The following is a 17,225-nucleotide window of genomic DNA, read 5'->3' as shown; positions in this document are numbered from 1 at the left end:
GTGAATAGAAAAAAGCTATCATTTTCGATAGCTTTTTTCTATTTCGTCTTTGTATTTATTTTTATTATGTTCAACTCGGAATGGAGAAACACGTTGTGAGTAAAAGATTAATGGTTCATGGTACTGATGATTACTTTTTCCGGATTTGACGTGGATGAAAAGAACGCATGCCCAAACGATTACGGCAGGTAAAAAGAGAATGAGCCATATCATATTTCCACACCTCGACACAATATATTTTCTACACCTTGAACATACTATTCTTATATGAAGGAATGATGAACGGCGTGTAAACAAAAAAATAATATTTGGTAAAAATATATTATTGACTATAGATGTGGTGAAGAGTGGAGAGGGAATGGCATGTTTGCTGTGTAACGTTTTGAAAAAGTAGTGAATGTTTTTTAAGAAGTGGTCTTGCCAATTTCATGTGAAACTTGGTATTATTACTAGGTATTAAATTTTTGTTGGAATAATATTTTTACAGGAGTTTCGATTTATTATAAAGAAATATAAATTGGAATGTTTAAAAAATTTATCGTAAGATGGAAATAGTAAATATTTCTATTAGTTAATGAAATATATTTTCTAATAGAATACATCGTATTTTTACAGTCAATCTAGTTTTCGTGACGAGAATCTGTAAAAACGGGACAAACAAGAGTATGGGAGTGGATTTTACATGTTTAAAATTCAAGAAGTTCGCGAATTAATTAAATTAATTGATAGCTCTAATATTGATGAATTTGAATACAAAAAAGACGGTACAACAATCAAAATGAAAAAGCGTGGTAATGAAGTTGTTGCTGTGCAAGCACCTGCAGCAAAACAAGCTATGCAACCAGTAGCGCCTGTTGAAGTTGAAACGAAAGTAGCAGCAGCGCAAGCAGAAGCACCAAAACAAGAAGAGAAGAAGGCTGTTCAAAATGAAAACCTACATAAAATCACATCACCGATGGTAGGTACATTCTATTCTTCTTCTTCGCCTGATACACCTCCATATGTAAGTGTTGGGGATAGAGTATCGAAAGATTCTATCGTATGTATTGTCGAGGCTATGAAGTTATTTAACGAAATTGATGCTGATGTAGAGGGCGAAATTGTTGAAATTCTTGTTAATAACGGACAGCTTGTTGAGTATGGACAACCGCTATTTCTTGTAAAAGCGTAATAAGGGAGTCTTTGTGATGATAAAAAAAGTATTAATAGCCAATCGTGGGGAAATTGCTGTACGAATTATTCGTGCTTGTAAAGAAATGGATATTGAAACAGTTGCAATTTATTCAGAAGCAGATAAAGAGTCACTTCACGTACAGATTGCAGACGAGGCGTATTGTGTAGGACCAACGATTTCGAAAGAAAGCTATTTAAATTTGACAAACATTATTAGCGTTGCGAAGTTAACAGGCTGCGATGCTATTCATCCGGGATACGGATTTTTAGCAGAGAATGCAGATTTCGCAGAGTTATGCCGTGAATGTAACTTGATTTTTATCGGTCCAAGTCCAGAAGCTATTTCAAAGATGGGCACAAAAGACGTTGCTCGTGATACAATGAAAGAAGCAGGGGTTCCGATTGTACCAGGTTCACAAGGGATTATTAAAAATACCGAAGAAGCGATCGAGCTTGCTAATCAAATTGGATATCCAGTTATTATTAAAGCGACTGCAGGTGGCGGCGGAAAAGGTATTCGTGTTGCACGCCATGAAGAAGAGCTTATAAAAGGAATTCAAATTACACAGCAAGAAGCTAGTACCGCTTTTGGGAACCCTGGTGTATACTTAGAAAAGTACGTTGAAGATTTCCGCCATGTTGAGATTCAAATAATGGCAGATACACACGGAAATGCCATTCATTTAGGAGAGCGTGATTGTACAATTCAGCGCCGTTTGCAAAAACTATTAGAAGAAAGTCCATCACCTGCACTTGATGAAGATATTCGCAAGCAGATGGGTGAAGCGGCAGTTAAAGCGGCGGTAGCGGTTGATTATACAGGTGCTGGTACGGTTGAGTTTATTTATGAATATAAAACGAAAACCTTTTATTTCATGGAGATGAATACGAGAATTCAGGTTGAGCATCCGGTTACTGAAATGGTAACGGGAATGGACTTAATTAAAGAGCAAATTCTTGTTGCTTCAGGAGAAAAGTTATCGTTACAGCAAGAAGAAGTACAATTTAATGGTTGGGCAATTGAATGTCGAATTAATGCGGAAAACCCTGCCAAAAAATTTATGCCATCTCCAGGTAAAGTAGAAATGTACTTACCACCAGGAGGATTTGGTATTCGCGTCGATTCAGCTGTATATCCGGGATATTCAATCCCACCTTTCTATGATTCGATGGTTGCTAAATTAATTGTTCACGGAAAAACACGTGAAGAGGCAATTGCAAAAATGAAGCGCGCACTTAGTGAATTTGTCATTGAAGGCGTACATACAACAATCCCGTTCCATTTGCAATTGTTAGATCATCCTGATTTTGTAAAAGGTGAGTTTAATACGAAGTTTTTGGAAGAGCATGAACTTGTGACGCAGTGATACATTAAAGGAGGTTTTTTTCATGGCTGAACATATGTTAGATATGGGTCAAGATACAACTCTTGGTAAAGTAGAAATTGCACCAGAAGTAATTGAAGTAATTGCAGGTATTGCAGCTGCTGAAGTAGAAGGTGTAGCGGCAATGCGCGGTAATTTTGCTACAGATGTTGTTGAGAAGTTAGGTAAGAAAAATCATGGTAAAGGTGTAAAGGTTGAATTAGCAAACGAAGATATTATCGTTGACCTTTATGTTGTAATGTATTTTGGTGTAGCAATTCCAGTTGTTGCACAAAAGATTCAAGACAATATTCGCCAAGCACTCTTTACAATGACAGGACTTGAGCCAAAAGAAGTGAATGTTCACATCGTTGGCGTAACATTCGAAACACAAAAAACAGAAATCGAACCAGTGTAAGAATGAAAAGGTGCCTAGTAACATAGGCATCTTTTTTATCGTTTCATTTCTTCACAAATTACAACCCTCTAATTATTATACTATTTCAAAAAATAAGAAATAAACAAGAAAATGTGTCGTTTTTCCAAAAAACGTACATTGTGATAAGATATGGAACTTGAAGTTAATCTTTTTATTATTTTTCAGCCTTGTAACCCGTGTGTGAAACGATAAATTGTGTTATTATCATTGTATTATAAGGTTGGAAAATCAATGAAAACTGTAAGAGTAAGTGAATTGACGGCTTATAAATTATAATAATATAACAAAGTATAAGGAAAGACTTGAAGCATAAAGGAGAGTTACAATGAAACGTAGGACGGCTAGAGAAAGAGCAATGCAAGCATTATACCAAATGGATATTACAGGTGAATTAGAACCGAAAGTAGCAGTGGAAAACACGCTAGATGAAGGCGAAGAAACAAATGAGTTTCTAGAGTCACTTGTAGTAGGTTTTGTAGAAAATAAAGAAGCAATCGATGAAGCGATTCGTCAAAACTTAAAAAAGTGGAAGCTTGAGCGTATTAGTATTGTTGATCGCAGTATTTTACGTGTAGCTGTGTATGAAATGAAGTACATGGAAGAAATTCCACATAACGTAACAATTAACGAAGCAATTGAAATTGCAAAAACATTTGGGGATGAGGAATCTCGTCGTTTTATTAACGGCGTTTTATCTAATATAAAAGATACACTGTAAATTCTTTAAGGGGGAATCTTAAAATGGTAGCAGTAATCATCAAAGGAAATGAAGTTGCGGAGAAAAAACGAGCACAATTAACAGAAGAAGTTGTGAAGTTGAAAGAGCAAGGTATTGTACCAGGATTAGCAGTTATTTTAGTTGGAGAAGATCCAGCATCTCGTTCTTATGTGAAAGGAAAAGAAAAAGGCTGTGAACAAGTAGGAATTTACTCAGAGCTAATTGAACTTCCTGAAACAATTACTGAGGAACGTTTGCTTGCTGAAATCGATCGCTTAAATGGCGATGACCGTATTAATGGTATATTAGTGCAATTACCTTTACCAAAACATATTGAAGAAAAAGCTATCATTGAAAGAATTTCACCAGAAAAGGATGTAGACGGATTTCACCCAATCAGCGTGGGACGCATGATGACGGGACAAGATACATTCCTTCCATGTACACCGCATGGTATTGTAGAATTAGTAAAAGAAACAAATCTTGATATTTCTGGGAAACATGTAGTAGTAATTGGAAGAAGTAATATTGTCGGTAAACCAGTGGGGCAATTGTTTTTAAATGAAAATGCAACTGTCACATATTGTCATTCTAAGACGCAAAATATGAAAGAGTTATCGAAGTTAGCTGATATTTTAATCGTAGCTGTTGGACGACCTAAAATGATAACAGCTGATTATATGAAAGAAGGAGCGGTTGTAATTGATGTTGGTGTTAACCGTTTAGAAACAGGAAAACTTTGTGGTGATGTTGACTTTGACAACGTGTTAGATGTTGCGGGTTACATTACACCTGTACCAAAGGGTGTTGGTCCAATGACAATCACAATGCTTCTTCATAATACTGTTGAATCTGCCAAACGTGCAGGTGTCGTTTGTAAATAATTTGAATCGGCTATGAGGAGAGAGAAATGGAGAAGCAATATTTAACCGTTACAGCGTTAACACGCTATATAAAAACAAAAATAGAATATGATCCGCATTTGCAGTCTGTTTGGTTAAAAGGTGAAGTTTCCAACTTTAAAAATCATAGCCGTGGCCACATGTATTTTACATTGAAAGATGAAAATGCAAGAATCGCAGCGGTTATGTTTGCGGGTCATAATCGTAATATTAAATTCAAACCTGAAAATGGGATGAAGGTACTCGTGAAAGGGAAAATCTCTGTTTACGAGGCGAGTGGTTCTTATCAAATTTATATTCAAGACATGCAGCCTGACGGAGTCGGAAATTTACATTTAGCGTACGAACAGTTAAAAGTTCGTTTAGAAGAAGAAGGACTTTTTTCTCAAGTTTATAAAAAAGCAATTCCTCCTTACGCTAAAACAATAGGTGTGATTACGTCGCCAACAGGAGCAGCGATTCGTGATATTATAACAACGATTAAACGTCGTTATCCAATTGGGAATGTTATTGTATTTCCGGTACTTGTACAAGGGGAGTCAGCGGCTCCCTCGATTGTACAAGCGATTCGTACAGCGAATGAAATGGGAGAGATAGATGTACTAATCGTTGGCCGTGGTGGAGGTTCTATTGAGGAATTATGGGCTTTCAATGAGGAAATGGTTGCAAGAGCAATCTTTAAGAGTGAAATTCCTATTATTTCGGCAGTAGGCCATGAAACGGATTTTACAATCGCAGATTTTGTTGCAGATTTACGCGCGCCAACACCGACTGCAGCAGCTGAGCTGGCAGCACCTAACATTATAGAGTTACAAGAAAAGGTATTACAAAGAACTCTGAGATTGCAAAGAGCGATGAGAGAGTTAGTACATAAAAAAGAAGAAAAACTACAAGTGTTGCAAAAATCGTATGCGTTCCGTTATCCAAGACAAGTATATGAGCAAAAGGAAGAGCAATTAGATAGAGCGCTAGAACAGCTTGTTTTAGCGAAAGAGCGCTATATTGATAAAAAGGTGAATCAGTTAAAGCAACTTTCATTTTATTTAGAGAAGCACCACCCATCTCAAAAAATTATGCAAACAAAGGTAGCTGTTGAAACGTTGCAAAAGCAATTACAACGTGAAATGCAAACGTTACTTCAAACGAAAGAATTTGCCTTTGTAAGAGCTGCTCAAAAACTTGAAGCGTTAAGTCCGCTTAAAGTAATGATGAGAGGGTACGGGCTTGTATATGATGAAGAGAAGCAAGTGTTAAAAAGTGTGAAAGATGTAAGCCTTGGAGATGCTGTTTCAGTTCAATTACAAGATGGAATACTAGATTGTAGCGTATCAGGCATAGAGGAGCGTGAATTGAATAATGGAAAATAAATTAAGCTTTGAAGAGGCAATTTCGCAACTTGAGCATCTTGTTTCTAAGCTAGAACAAGGTGACGTACCTTTAGAAGAAGCGATTTCTTATTTTAAAGAAGGTATGGAATTATCTAAGCTTTGTGATGAGAAGCTGAAGAATGTACAAGAACAAATGGCAGTTATTCTTGGGGAAGATGGAGAGCTTGAACCGTTTACTGCTTTAGGAGATGAAGCATAGTGACGATTGCTTTTGATACTTTTTTGAAAGAAAGTAAAACTTTCGTAGAAGAAAAACTTGTAAGCTATGCAAATGAATTACAATGTCCAAATGTACTTCGTGAAGCAATGGCATATTCTTTGGAAGCGGGTGGAAAACGTCTCCGCCCGTTACTTTTGTTTGCAACATTACAAGCGTTTGGGAAAGAAAGAAATCTTGGAGTAGGTGCAGCTTGTGCTCTTGAAATGATTCATACATATTCGTTAGTTCATGATGATTTACCTTGTATGGATGATGATGATTTAAGAAGAGGAAAGCCCACAAATCACAAAGTATTTGGTGAAGCGATGGCAGTTTTAGCAGGAGATGGCTTATTGACGTATGCTTTTCAAGTTATTATGGCATATGAGCAAAAAGAAATTTCTGCTGAAAAAAAAGTAAGACTTGTACTTGAACTTGCAAAAGCAGCAGGACCAGAAGGAATGGTTGGCGGACAAGTGGCAGATATGGAAGCGGAAGGGAAACGCCTTACGATTGATGAATTGGAGTACATCCATAAACATAAGACCGGAAAACTGCTTGAATTTGCTGTACTTGCGGGTGCGATACTTTCTGATGCGACAGAAGAGCAAGAAGAAAAGTTGCTTACTTTTGCTAAATATATCGGTCTAGCTTTCCAAATTCGAGATGATATTTTAGATGTCGAAGGAACTGAAGAAGAGATTGGAAAACCGATTGGTAGCGATCTTTCTAACGAAAAGAGCACATATACGACGTTGTTTACTATAGATAGAGCAAAGGATATTTTAGAAGAAACAATTGCAGAAGCAAAAGGTGCGATTAGCTCCTTGCAATTACAAGATGAATATTTACTATCTATTTGTGATTTGATTGCAAAACGTAATAACTAATATAACAGCGTTTTCATTTGTTGAGTCATTCATCATTTTATGATATAAATGTAGGAAAAGGTTTTTCTTTTCTTGTTATTGGCAAAAATATATGTAGATTACATTGCCGTTATCACTTCGTGTTAGCGGCTATTTTTTTCATCGCCTAAAGAAATATGGTTTATAATAGGATTAGGGCGCAATAGACTGGTTAATAGCGGGACAAGACGAAAAATAGAAAAGAGAATTTCTTGTTTTGTGTAAATGTTTTTTTATAATATTTGACATGTTGACAGATTATGAAATGAAAGTGAGTGATCCATGTGGATCTAACGCAAATTCAAAACCCTAGTTTTTTGAAAGATATGTCTATCAGTGAACTAGAGGGATTGAGTGAGGATATTCGTAAGTTTTTAATTGAAGAGCTCTCTCAAACAGGTGGACATATTGCACCTAATTTAGGTGTAGTAGAACTCACAATTGCTCTGCATAAATTATTTGATAGCCCGCAAGATAAATTTTTATGGGATGTAGGACATCAATCCTATGTACATAAAATTTTAACTGGACGCGCGAAAGAGTTTGGTACATTAAGGCAATATCAAGGTCTATGTGGTTTCCCGAAACGTTGCGAGAGTGAGCACGATGTATGGGAAACTGGTCATAGCTCGACTTCGTTATCGGCTGCAATGGGAATGGCTCTGGCACGTGATTTAAAGAAAACGAAAGAATATGTTATACCAATTATTGGAGATGGTGCTTTAACAGGCGGAATGGCTTTAGAGGCATTGAACCATATTGGACATGAAAAAACAGACATGATTGTTATTTTGAATGATAATGAAATGTCAATTGCACCAAACGTTGGTGCGCTTCATAATGTACTCGGTCGTTTACGTACTGCAGGAAAATATCACTGGGTAAAAGATGAATTAGAGTATATATTAAAGAAAATTCCAGCAGTTGGCGGGAAAGTGGCTGCGACAGCAGAGAAAATAAAAGATAGTCTTAAATATTTACTAGTATCTGGTGTCTTTTTCGAAGAGTTAGGCTTTACATATTTAGGTCCAGTCGATGGGCATGATTATGAAAAGTTATTCGAAACGTTGCAATATGCAAAGAAAACAAAAGGCCCAGTACTCGTTCACGTTATTACGAAAAAAGGAAAAGGTTATAAACCGGCTGAGAGTGACGTTATCGGTACTTGGCATGGAACAGGACCTTATAAAATTGAATCAGGTGACTTCGTTAAGCCGAAAGAAGTTGCACCAGCATGGAGTGCTGTCGTTAGTGAAACAGTACTTAAGCTAGCGAGAGCAGATGAGCGTATCGTAGCAATTACACCTGCAATGCCTGTTGGATCAAAACTTGAGAAATTCCAAAAAGAATTCCCAGATCGTATGATTGATGTAGGTATTGCAGAACAGCATGCTACAACAATGGCAGCAGGTATGGCAACGCAAGGAATGAAGCCATTCTTAGCAATTTATTCGACATTTTTACAAAGAGCATATGACCAAGTTGTTCATGATATATGCCGCCAAAATTTAAATGTTTTCATCGGAATAGATCGCTCGGGATTAGTAGGAGCAGATGGTGAAACGCATCAAGGCGTATTTGATATCTCATTCTTACGTCACTTGCCGAATATGGTGCTTATGATGCCGAAAGATGAAAATGAAGGGCAACATTTAGTTTATACGGCGATGCAATATGAAGATGGACCAATCGCATTGCGTTATGCGCGCGGTAATGGACTTGGCGTTCATATGGATGAAGAATTAAAGGCGATTCCAATCGGTACGTGGGAGACGTTAAAAGAGGGTACACAAGCAGCTATTTTAACGTTTGGTACGACAATACCAATGGCAATGGAAGCAGCTGAGTGTCTTGAAAAAGCTGGGGTTTCAGTGAAAGTAGTGAATGCTCGCTTTATTAAACCAATGGATGAAGCATATTTACATGATCTTCTAGGAAAGAATATACCGATTTTAACGATTGAAGAAGCTTGTTTAATTGGTGGTTTTGGAACAGGAGTAGTTGAATTTGCATCTGAAAATGGTTACCATAGTGCATTAGTTGAACGAATGGGTATTCCAGACCGCTTCATAGAGCACGGAAGTGTAACAAAATTATTAGAAGAAATTGGTTTAACGACAGATGCTGTTGTAGACCGTATTCATACAATGATTCCATCAAAACAAAAAAGGGCGTAACAAATGAGCGTAAAAAAAGAAAGAGTAGATGTACTATTAGTAGAGCGAGGACTTATAGAAACGCGTGAGAAGGCAAAGCGCGCCATTATGGCCGGACTCGTATATGCAAATGAGATGAGACTTGATAAGCCAGGAGAGAAAATCTCGCAAGATACTGAGATTACGGTGAAAGGACAAGTTATGCCGTATGTAAGTCGTGGTGGTTATAAACTTGAAAAGGCATTAGAGACATTTCATCTTGATTTACAAGATAAAGTTATGATAGATATTGGTTCATCAACTGGTGGCTTTACAGATTGCGCGCTTCAAAATGGAGCGAAATTATCTTATGCATTAGATGTAGGATACAATCAACTAGCGTGGAAATTACGTCAAGATGAGCGTGTTGTTGTAATGGAACGAACAAACTTCCGTTACGTGACACCAGCAGATTTAGAACGTGGTTTACCGCAATTTGCAAGTATTGATGTTTCATTTATATCATTAAAGCTTATACTGCCAGTTTTAAAAACAATGCTTATGCCTAACGGAGATGTAGCAGCGTTAATTAAACCGCAGTTTGAAGCTGGAAGAGAGCAAGTTGGGAAAAAAGGTATCGTTCGTGATAGAAAAGTACATGAAGCTGTTGTAGAAATGATTGTCGATTTTGCTTTAAAAGAAGGCTATGATGTGGAAGGTTTAACATTCTCACCAATTACGGGTGGGGATGGTAATATTGAATTTTTAATTCATCTGAAATGGCATGGTGAACGTGAGAATGGCGAAAATCATTCTCCAATTTCTATAGAGCAAGTTGTTACAGAAGCGCATGACGTTCTAAAACAAAAAGGGAAAGGGGAATAACATACGTTGTTCCTCTTTTTGCTGTAATTGTATAATGATTGCAAAAACAATTGTGTACAAGAAACGAATTATAAGTTAACATAAATAAGTGAAGTATACCAATGTTTAAACTATGGTAAGAGATAGTGTGAGGTGCAAATGTATGAATAAAGGTCAGCGCCATATTAAAATCAGGGAAATTATTGCAAACAAAGAAATTGAAACACAAGATGAATTAGTTGATATTTTACGTAATGAGGGATTTAATGTAACGCAAGCAACAGTATCGCGCGATATTAAAGAATTGCACTTAGTGAAGGTGCCATTACATGATGGGCGCTATAAATATAGCTTGCCAGCAGATCAACGATTTAACCCGTTACAAAAATTAAAACGAAATCTAGTGGATTCATTTGTAAAATTAGACACGGCAGGACATATGCTTGTGCTAAAAACATTGCCTGGTAACGCTCATTCACTTGGAGCACTTATTGATCATTTAGAGTGGGATGAGATCATCGGAACCATCTGTGGTGATGATACTTGCTTAATTATTTGCCGTACACCTGAAGATACAGGTGTTGTCTCTGATCGTTTCTTAAATATGTTGTAACAAAAAATCTTGTTTGCTTTCCATCATAAAGTGGAAAGTGAACAAGATATTTTTATTGTTTAAAAATATGAATTTTCAATTGTAATATAATATTTTGTGTGTATAAAGTTAAAAAATAGATGGATTGACCCGTAAAACAAATGTTTGGTACAATGAAGCGGGTTAGAAGAGTATATACATACAAATATATAGCATGATTATTTGAATGAAGAACTGAGAAAATCCTTTAGTAAGGGATTATTTTATAACGAGGTGAATGGGGCATTGTTATCGGAATTATCGATTAGAAACTTTGCTATTATTGAAGCATTAAATATTTCTTTTCAAAAAGGTTTAACGGTTTTAAGCGGTGAAACAGGGGCCGGAAAATCGATTATTATTGATGCAATTAGTTTACTTGTAGGTGGCCGTGGGTCAGCAGAATTTGTTCGATATGGAACAGAAAAGGCTGAGATTGAAGGGTTATTTTATGTTGAAGATGAGAAGCATCCATGTATTGAAAAGGCAGAAGAGTTAGATATAGAAATAGAAGATGGCATGATTATTTTAAAGCGTGATATTGCTGCGAACGGGAAGAGTGTATGTCGTGTAAATGGGAAGCTTGTTACACTTAGCATATTAAAAGAAATTGGGAAAACACTTGTTGATATTCATGGACAGCATGAAACGCAAGATTTAATGAATGAAGAACGACATCTGTTTATGCTTGATCATTTTGATGGGGATCGAATCGTTAAACAATTAGATATATATCAAAACGTATACGCTGACTATGAAAAATTAAAAAAACAATTGAAATCGTTAAGTGAAAATGAACAACAAATGGCACATCGCTTAGATTTAATTCAGTTTCAGCATGAAGAAATTCGCAAGGCGGATTTAAAGCTGGATGAAGAAAATGAATTAACTGAGGAACGATTACAAATTTCTAATTTTGAAAAGATTTATAAAGCGTTAGGTGATGCATATCGTTCGTTAAGTGCCGACGGACAAGGATTAGATAATGTAAGAAGTGCAATGGGGCAAATGGAAAGTATTACACATTTAGATGAAGTGTATCAAGAGAATCATGATTCAATTGCAAATAGTTATTACTTATTAGAAGAGGTTGCCTATCAACTGAGAGAAAAGCTCGATATGATGGAATATGATCCAAATCGTTTAGATGAAATCGAAACACGTTTGAATGAAATTCGTATGCTAAAGAGAAAATATGGAAATACTGTAGAAGAGATTTTAGCGTATGCTGATAAAATTGAAAAGGAAATTTTTACGATTGAAAATAAAGACGTTCATATTGAAACGACGAAGAAACAGTTGAAGGAATTAGAAAGTGTTATTCTGAAAGAAGCAACGTTGTTAAGTAATATGCGTCATGAGCTTGCAGAACATCTTACAAATGCAATTCATCAGGAATTAAAAGAATTATATATGGAAAAAACGAAATTTGAAGTGAGAATTATGAAGAGAGAAGGAAATGCAGAAGAGCCCCTTGTGGAAGGTGCACCGGTAAGACTTACGGCGGACGGTTACGATCATGTGGAATTTTATATTTCAACGAACCCAGGAGAGCCGCTAAAGCCACTTTCAAAGGTTGCTTCTGGAGGAGAGTTATCTCGTATCATTTTAGCTTTAAAAAGCATTTTTTCTAAGCATCAAGGGGTTGCATCTGTTATTTTTGATGAAGTGGATACGGGTGTAAGTGGCCGGGTCGCACAGGCTATTGCAGAAAAAATTTATCGAGTATCAGTAAACTCGCAAGTACTTTGTATTACGCACTTACCTCAAGTAGCTTCAATGGCGGATTCGCATTTATTTATTCGAAAACAAGTAGCGAATGATCGGACAATTACTTCGGTTACTGTTTTAACTATGGAGGATAAAGTAACAGAAATAGCTCGAATGATTTCTGGTGTGGAAATTACAGATTTAACGACAGAGCATGCGAAAGAATTACTTACGCAAGCGCATCATTTTAAACAGACAGCAGAGGCTATCCAGTAATGGATAGCTTTTTTTCTCAAATGAAGATTTCTTAATTCTTCCGGTTATAAATAAAGCATTGCAAGGAGAGATTAAAAAGTGAAGCCAAGAGGCTGAATGTGGGGTAGGAGCGAGGAGAGTGAACAAGTTGAAATTAGAAAAATTTCGAAAAATAATAGGTCTTTGTCTCCTTGTTTCTTTAGTTTTTATTGGATGTTTTAAACCGCTTCGAACGTTTATTTCATCACCGAAACAACTTGTTGTTTTTGAAGGACAACAATCAGAAATATCATCATTACCAGTTTTCAAAGCTTCATCCACAAATCGTCATGTATTTACAGTGAGTTCGAATGAACAAAAACAAGGACTTATGGTAAATTCTCATCAAAATGGTGAAGCTGATATGGTATTTCAGCTTGCTGGTTTTCCAGTGAAAAAAGTAAATGTGAAAGTGTTAAAAGATTTTAAAGTGATTCCAGGTGGACAATCAATTGGTGTGAAATTAAATACAAAAGGTGTACTTGTTGTAGGCCATCATTTAATTCAAACTGAAAAAGGTAAAATATCTCCTGGTGAAACAGCAGGTGTACAAATCGGAGATATGATTACTGAAATTAATGGTAAAACAATTGAAAGAATGAGTGATGTAGCACCGTTTATTCATAATAGTGGAGAAACAGGTGAACCGCTTAATCTTGTATTGTTAAGAGATGGAAAATATATTCGTACGAAGCTAACTCCACAAAAAGACAACGGTGAATCGTCTTATCGAATTGGCTTGTATATCCGTGATTCGGCAGCTGGAATTGGAACGATGACATTTGTTCATCCAGATTCTATGAAATATGGGGCACTTGGTCATGTTATTTCTGATAATGATACGAAAAAGCCGATTCAAGTCGAAGATGGACAAATTATGCGCTCGACAGTTACATCGATTGAAAGAGGTAGTCATGGGAATCCAGGAGAGAAATTAGCAAGATTCTCACCAGACCGTGAAGTGATTGGCGATATTACAATTAATAGTCCATATGGTATTTTTGGAAAATTAAAGACGAATATGAAAAACGGTATAATGGATAAAGCAATGCCTATTGCATTATCTCATCAAGTAAAAGAAGGACCAGCAAAAATATTAACAGTTATTAATCAAGATAAAGTAGAGGCGTTTGATATTGAAGTTGTTAGTACAGTGCAGCAAAAATTCCCAGCTACAAAGGGTATGGTAATAAAAGTAACAGATAAACGTCTATTAGCGAAAACGGGCGGTATCGTACAAGGAATGAGTGGAAGTCCAATTGTACAAAATGGAAAAGTAATTGGTGCTGTTACACATGTATTTGTAAATGATCCAACATCAGGATATGGTGTTCATATTGAATGGATGTTACATCAAGCTGGAATTAATATTTATGATCAAGAGAAAAAAGCGAGCTAATATATATTATTAGCTCGCTTTTTCTGTTGAAAAATTCGTTGAAATTTTGTAAAAGCTCCGCAAGAGGTGTTTTTTGTTGTAAAATAAAAGGAAAGGGTTGAACGTTTCGTTGTATTTCTATGATGGAATGTGTTGCGAAAGGGAATAAATGAACGATAAACATATTTTTTTGTGATTTTATCGGAAAGTAAGAAACTTTAAAAGGGAATTTTCACACAATTGTCGAACAATTCATGTAGCCTAGAAGGATACACATGTCGGAGAATCGATTCGGTAAGGGAGGAAAAGCTGTGGAGAAAATTAAAGTATGTCTTGTGGATGATAATAAAGAACTAGTATCAATGTTAGAGAGCTATGTAGCCGCTCAAGATGATATGGAAGTAATCGGTACTGCTTATAATGGTCAAGAGTGTTTAAACTTATTAACAGATAAGCAACCTGATGTACTCGTTTTAGACATTATTATGCCACACTTAGACGGTTTAGCTGTATTGGAAAAAATGCGACATATTGAAAGGTTAAAACAGCCTAGCGTAATTATGTTGACGGCATTCGGGCAAGAAGATGTGACGAAAAAAGCTGTTGACTTAGGTGCCTCATATTTCATATTAAAACCATTTGATATGGAGAATTTAACAAGTCATATTCGTCAAGTGAGTGGTAAAGCAAACGCTATGATTAAACGTCCACTACCATCATTCCGATCAGCAACAACAGTAGATGGAAAACCGAAAAACTTAGATGCGAGTATTACGAGTATCATTCATGAAATTGGTGTACCCGCTCATATTAAAGGATATATGTATTTACGAGAAGCGATTTCCATGGTATACAACGATATCGAATTATTAGGATCGATTACGAAAGTATTGTATCCAGATATCGCAAAGAAATATAATACGACAGCGAGCCGTGTGGAGCGCGCAATTCGTCACGCAATTGAAGTAGCGTGGAGCCGTGGGAATATTGATTCTATATCGTCCTTATTTGGTTATACAGTATCCATGTCAAAAGCAAAACCTACGAACTCTGAGTTTATCGCAATGGTTGCGGATAAGTTGAGACTTGAACATAAAGCTAGCTGAGAGTAGAAGTACCAAAGGGTTTTCGTTTTAGTAAAACCGATGCATGCTGGAACTCTATGCTCAATAGTAATTTTAAAATCAATAAACTTTTTAATGAAAGACCAATGAATGTTATAATTCGTTGGTCTTTTTATTTTGTTGAGAAAAAGAGACTATTTGATATCATGGAAAATAAAACCTACTTTTAGTAATATTACATGTAAGTGAGTTTTTTATAAGGCAATTAAATAGATATAGATAGGGAGAAGGGGAATGAAAAATAAAATTTCAACTTGGCTAGGAATAGTAGCAGCTATGGGAGTTCTTGCTATTGCAGTTACATTTGGAATGTTAGAACTTGCCCATAATCCAGTAGATAAAGAAGAGAGTGCTCAAATAGATAAAAAAGAAGACCAAACAATAGTAGATAGATGGAGTCTTTGTTGATGTGTATGTTACTGAAAATTCTACTGAAAGAGAAGTCATTACAGCAATGCATCGCATGACTCATCAAAAAGTGGTGGCAGGACGAAAATCGGGCTCTATCCCAATTATTCAAAATAATGCTAAAAAATTAAAAGAAATTATAAATAAGAATAGCTTTGCGAAGAAAAATGAGCTATTAGCAATTGCTAATAGATGGGTACAAAAGGATTTTAGTAAAATTGTAGAAGATCACAGTTATTTGTCGGATGCTCAAGAAGATAGCATTTGTAAAGCAACTAGAGCAATGGATGCGTTAGAAGAGCAACATTATATTTTAACTACATTCGGGGAGGAAAAAGCGAAAGAATTGTACGAATCAGGGGATGCTCCGCACGTTCAATAAAAAATAATATAAAGGGCTTCTAGTTTTTTTATGATCGTGTTTTTAGGACGCAATGGGAACCTATAAATAAATGGTCTGCTTTCTTTATTACATGTAACAAAAAAGAAAAGGTGTGATTCATTATTAAATGATGAAGGGACGGCTAAATTGCATCGTAGCACATCTGTTAAAGGATTTTAGTAGGAAAGGCATCCATGATATAATAGAAAATAATAAAAAGTCCTGCAAAACAGGACTGTATTATTCTTCGTCTTTATTTTGTTTTTCTAATTCAACTAGCTTTTGAATTAAAATGTGCTGCGGCATATGCATGAGTTGTTCAAGTGGAACACCTAGTGCTTTTGATAAGCGGACTGCAGTGTCTGGAGAAATTTGTAATGGTTTCATAGAAGTACCTCCTTTTTCGTATAGTATAGCATAAGATTGGGGGAGTGAGGATGACTCTTATATTTGCACATCGTGGTGCGGCTGGAACGTACCCAGAAAATACAATGATTTCATTTGAAGCGGCTGAGTCTTTTAGAGCGGATGGAATTGAACTTGATGTTCAATTAACGAAAGATGGGAAAGTTGTCGTCATTCATGATGAAACGGTGGACCGGACAACAAATGGAAAAGGTGCGGTTCGGAATTATGTATATGAGGACTTATGTAAGTTAGATGCAAGTTATAAATTTGGTGATAAAGTAGGTTTTTGTAAAATACCACTTTTAGAAGAGGTATTAGAATGGCTTGAACAAACGAGTTTGCTACTTAATATTGAACTTAAAAATAATAAAATTCCATACAGAGGTTTAGAGGAAGAAGTTATAACGCTTGTACGGAAATTTAGTTTAGAGGATCGTGTTGTATTTTCTTCGTTTAATCACTACAGTATGAAACGGTGCCATATGATGGCTCCTGATATTCAAACAGCAATTTTATATCGCGAAGGTTTGCATAGTCCGTGGGCATACGCGAAAAAAATGGGGGCTACAGCAGTACATCCGAATTATCGTTACCTTCAAGATGCTATTGTCGAACTAACGATGGAAAGTGGTGTAGAGGTTCGCCCTTATACAATTAATGAAGAAACGCTTATGCGTAAATATTTTGATATGAATATATCGGCGATTATTACTGATTACCCTGAAACGGCAAGAACGTTATTGCCAATAAAAAAATGAGACCGCGTGTAACGGTCTCATTTTTTTATTTATAAATAGTGG

17 protein-coding genes and 1 pseudogene are annotated in these 17,225 nt (G+C 36.1%); 16 read left to right on the top strand and 2 right to left on the bottom strand.

Translation table 11 applies throughout. The features are described from left to right. Positions 1–18: 18 nt before the first annotated feature. On the bottom strand, positions 19–213 hold the full coding sequence (locus AXW78_RS19945; RefSeq protein WP_000638001.1) for a hypothetical protein: 195 nt from the start codon (positions 211–213) through the stop codon (positions 19–21). Between the two features lie 469 nt (positions 214–682). Here AXW78_RS19945 and accB point away from each other — a divergent pair, with 469 nt between their 5' ends. From accB to AXW78_RS19870, 15 genes and pseudogenes are all read left to right on the top strand, one after another. Next, positions 683–1,171, top strand: coding sequence for an acetyl-CoA carboxylase biotin carboxyl carrier protein (gene accB / locus AXW78_RS19940; RefSeq protein WP_000472859.1), 489 nt, complete (start codon positions 683–685; stop codon positions 1,169–1,171). A gap of 16 nt (positions 1,172–1,187) precedes the next feature. Next, complete coding sequence (gene accC, locus AXW78_RS19935) at positions 1,188–2,540, top strand: acetyl-CoA carboxylase biotin carboxylase subunit (protein ID WP_000592870.1); 1,353 nt, start codon at positions 1,188–1,190, stop codon at positions 2,538–2,540. Between the two features lie 22 nt (positions 2,541–2,562). Further along, positions 2,563–2,955, top strand: a complete 393-nt coding sequence (locus AXW78_RS19930; protein WP_000807630.1) for an Asp23/Gls24 family envelope stress response protein — start codon at positions 2,563–2,565, stop codon at positions 2,953–2,955. Between the two features lie 346 nt (positions 2,956–3,301). Then, complete coding sequence (gene nusB, locus AXW78_RS19925; protein ID WP_000830247.1) at positions 3,302–3,694, top strand: N utilization substance protein NusB; 393 nt, start codon at positions 3,302–3,304, stop codon at positions 3,692–3,694. Between the two features lie 23 nt (positions 3,695–3,717). After that, complete coding sequence (folD, locus tag AXW78_RS19920; protein ID WP_000226734.1) at positions 3,718–4,578, top strand: bifunctional methylenetetrahydrofolate dehydrogenase/methenyltetrahydrofolate cyclohydrolase FolD; 861 nt, start codon at positions 3,718–3,720, stop codon at positions 4,576–4,578. Between the two features lie 26 nt (positions 4,579–4,604). Next, complete coding sequence (gene xseA, locus AXW78_RS19915; protein ID WP_061884563.1) at positions 4,605–5,963, top strand: exodeoxyribonuclease VII large subunit; 1,359 nt, start codon at positions 4,605–4,607, stop codon at positions 5,961–5,963. Next, a complete protein-coding gene (gene xseB / locus AXW78_RS19910) occupies positions 5,953–6,183 on the top strand; it encodes an exodeoxyribonuclease VII small subunit (protein WP_000428423.1) in 231 nt (76 codons plus the stop codon). Before xseA ends, xseB begins: the two co-directional genes overlap by 11 nt. After that, positions 6,183–7,073, top strand: coding sequence for a (2E,6E)-farnesyl diphosphate synthase (ispA, locus tag AXW78_RS19905; RefSeq protein WP_000150373.1), 891 nt, complete (start codon positions 6,183–6,185; stop codon positions 7,071–7,073). Before xseB ends, ispA begins: the two co-directional genes overlap by 1 nt. A gap of 302 nt (positions 7,074–7,375) precedes the next feature. Next, positions 7,376–9,268 (top strand): 1-deoxy-D-xylulose-5-phosphate synthase, encoded by a 1,893-nt coding sequence (gene dxs, locus AXW78_RS19900; protein ID WP_061884562.1) that lies wholly within the window; start codon positions 7,376–7,378, stop codon positions 9,266–9,268. A 3-nt stretch (positions 9,269–9,271) separates the two neighbouring features. After that, complete coding sequence (locus AXW78_RS19895) at positions 9,272–10,111, top strand: TlyA family RNA methyltransferase (protein WP_000111872.1); 840 nt, start codon at positions 9,272–9,274, stop codon at positions 10,109–10,111. Positions 10,112–10,253: 142 nt separating this feature from the next. Then, a complete protein-coding gene (gene argR, locus AXW78_RS19890; RefSeq protein ID WP_001032581.1) occupies positions 10,254–10,703 on the top strand; it encodes an arginine repressor ArgR in 450 nt (149 codons plus the stop codon). A gap of 264 nt (positions 10,704–10,967) precedes the next feature. Then, positions 10,968–12,707, top strand: a complete 1,740-nt coding sequence (recN, locus tag AXW78_RS19885) for a DNA repair protein RecN (RefSeq protein ID WP_000947761.1) — start codon at positions 10,968–10,970, stop codon at positions 12,705–12,707. Positions 12,708–12,825: 118 nt separating this feature from the next. Beyond that, the gene (spoIVB, locus tag AXW78_RS19880) at positions 12,826–14,124 is read left to right on the top strand and encodes a SpoIVB peptidase (protein WP_002164177.1); all 1,299 of its coding nucleotides are present in this window, start codon (positions 12,826–12,828) and stop codon (positions 14,122–14,124) included. Between the two features lie 290 nt (positions 14,125–14,414). Then, complete coding sequence (spo0A, locus tag AXW78_RS19875) at positions 14,415–15,209, top strand: sporulation transcription factor Spo0A (RefSeq protein WP_011110369.1); 795 nt, start codon at positions 14,415–14,417, stop codon at positions 15,207–15,209. Between the two features lie 252 nt (positions 15,210–15,461). Continuing rightward, positions 15,462–16,017 (top strand): annotated as a pseudogene (locus AXW78_RS19870) (PRK06770 family protein). A gap of 240 nt (positions 16,018–16,257) precedes the next feature. Here the strand turns inward: AXW78_RS19870 and AXW78_RS19865 are convergent. After that, on the bottom strand, positions 16,258–16,404 hold the full coding sequence (locus tag AXW78_RS19865; RefSeq protein WP_000803575.1) for a YycC family protein: 147 nt from the start codon (positions 16,402–16,404) through the stop codon (positions 16,258–16,260). A gap of 50 nt (positions 16,405–16,454) precedes the next feature. Between AXW78_RS19865 and AXW78_RS19860 the strand changes: the two genes are divergently transcribed. Next, the gene (locus tag AXW78_RS19860; protein ID WP_000172585.1) at positions 16,455–17,183 is read left to right on the top strand and encodes a glycerophosphodiester phosphodiesterase; all 729 of its coding nucleotides are present in this window, start codon (positions 16,455–16,457) and stop codon (positions 17,181–17,183) included. The last annotated feature ends 42 nt before the right edge of the window (positions 17,184–17,225 follow it).

The sequence above is a fragment of the Bacillus thuringiensis genome (assembly GCF_001595725.1).
GTDB classification, from domain to species: domain Bacteria; phylum Bacillota; class Bacilli; order Bacillales; family Bacillaceae_G; genus Bacillus_A; species Bacillus_A thuringiensis_K.
The sequence above is the reverse complement of the archived record's forward strand: the minus strand, read 5'-3'. Positions and strand labels throughout refer to the sequence as shown.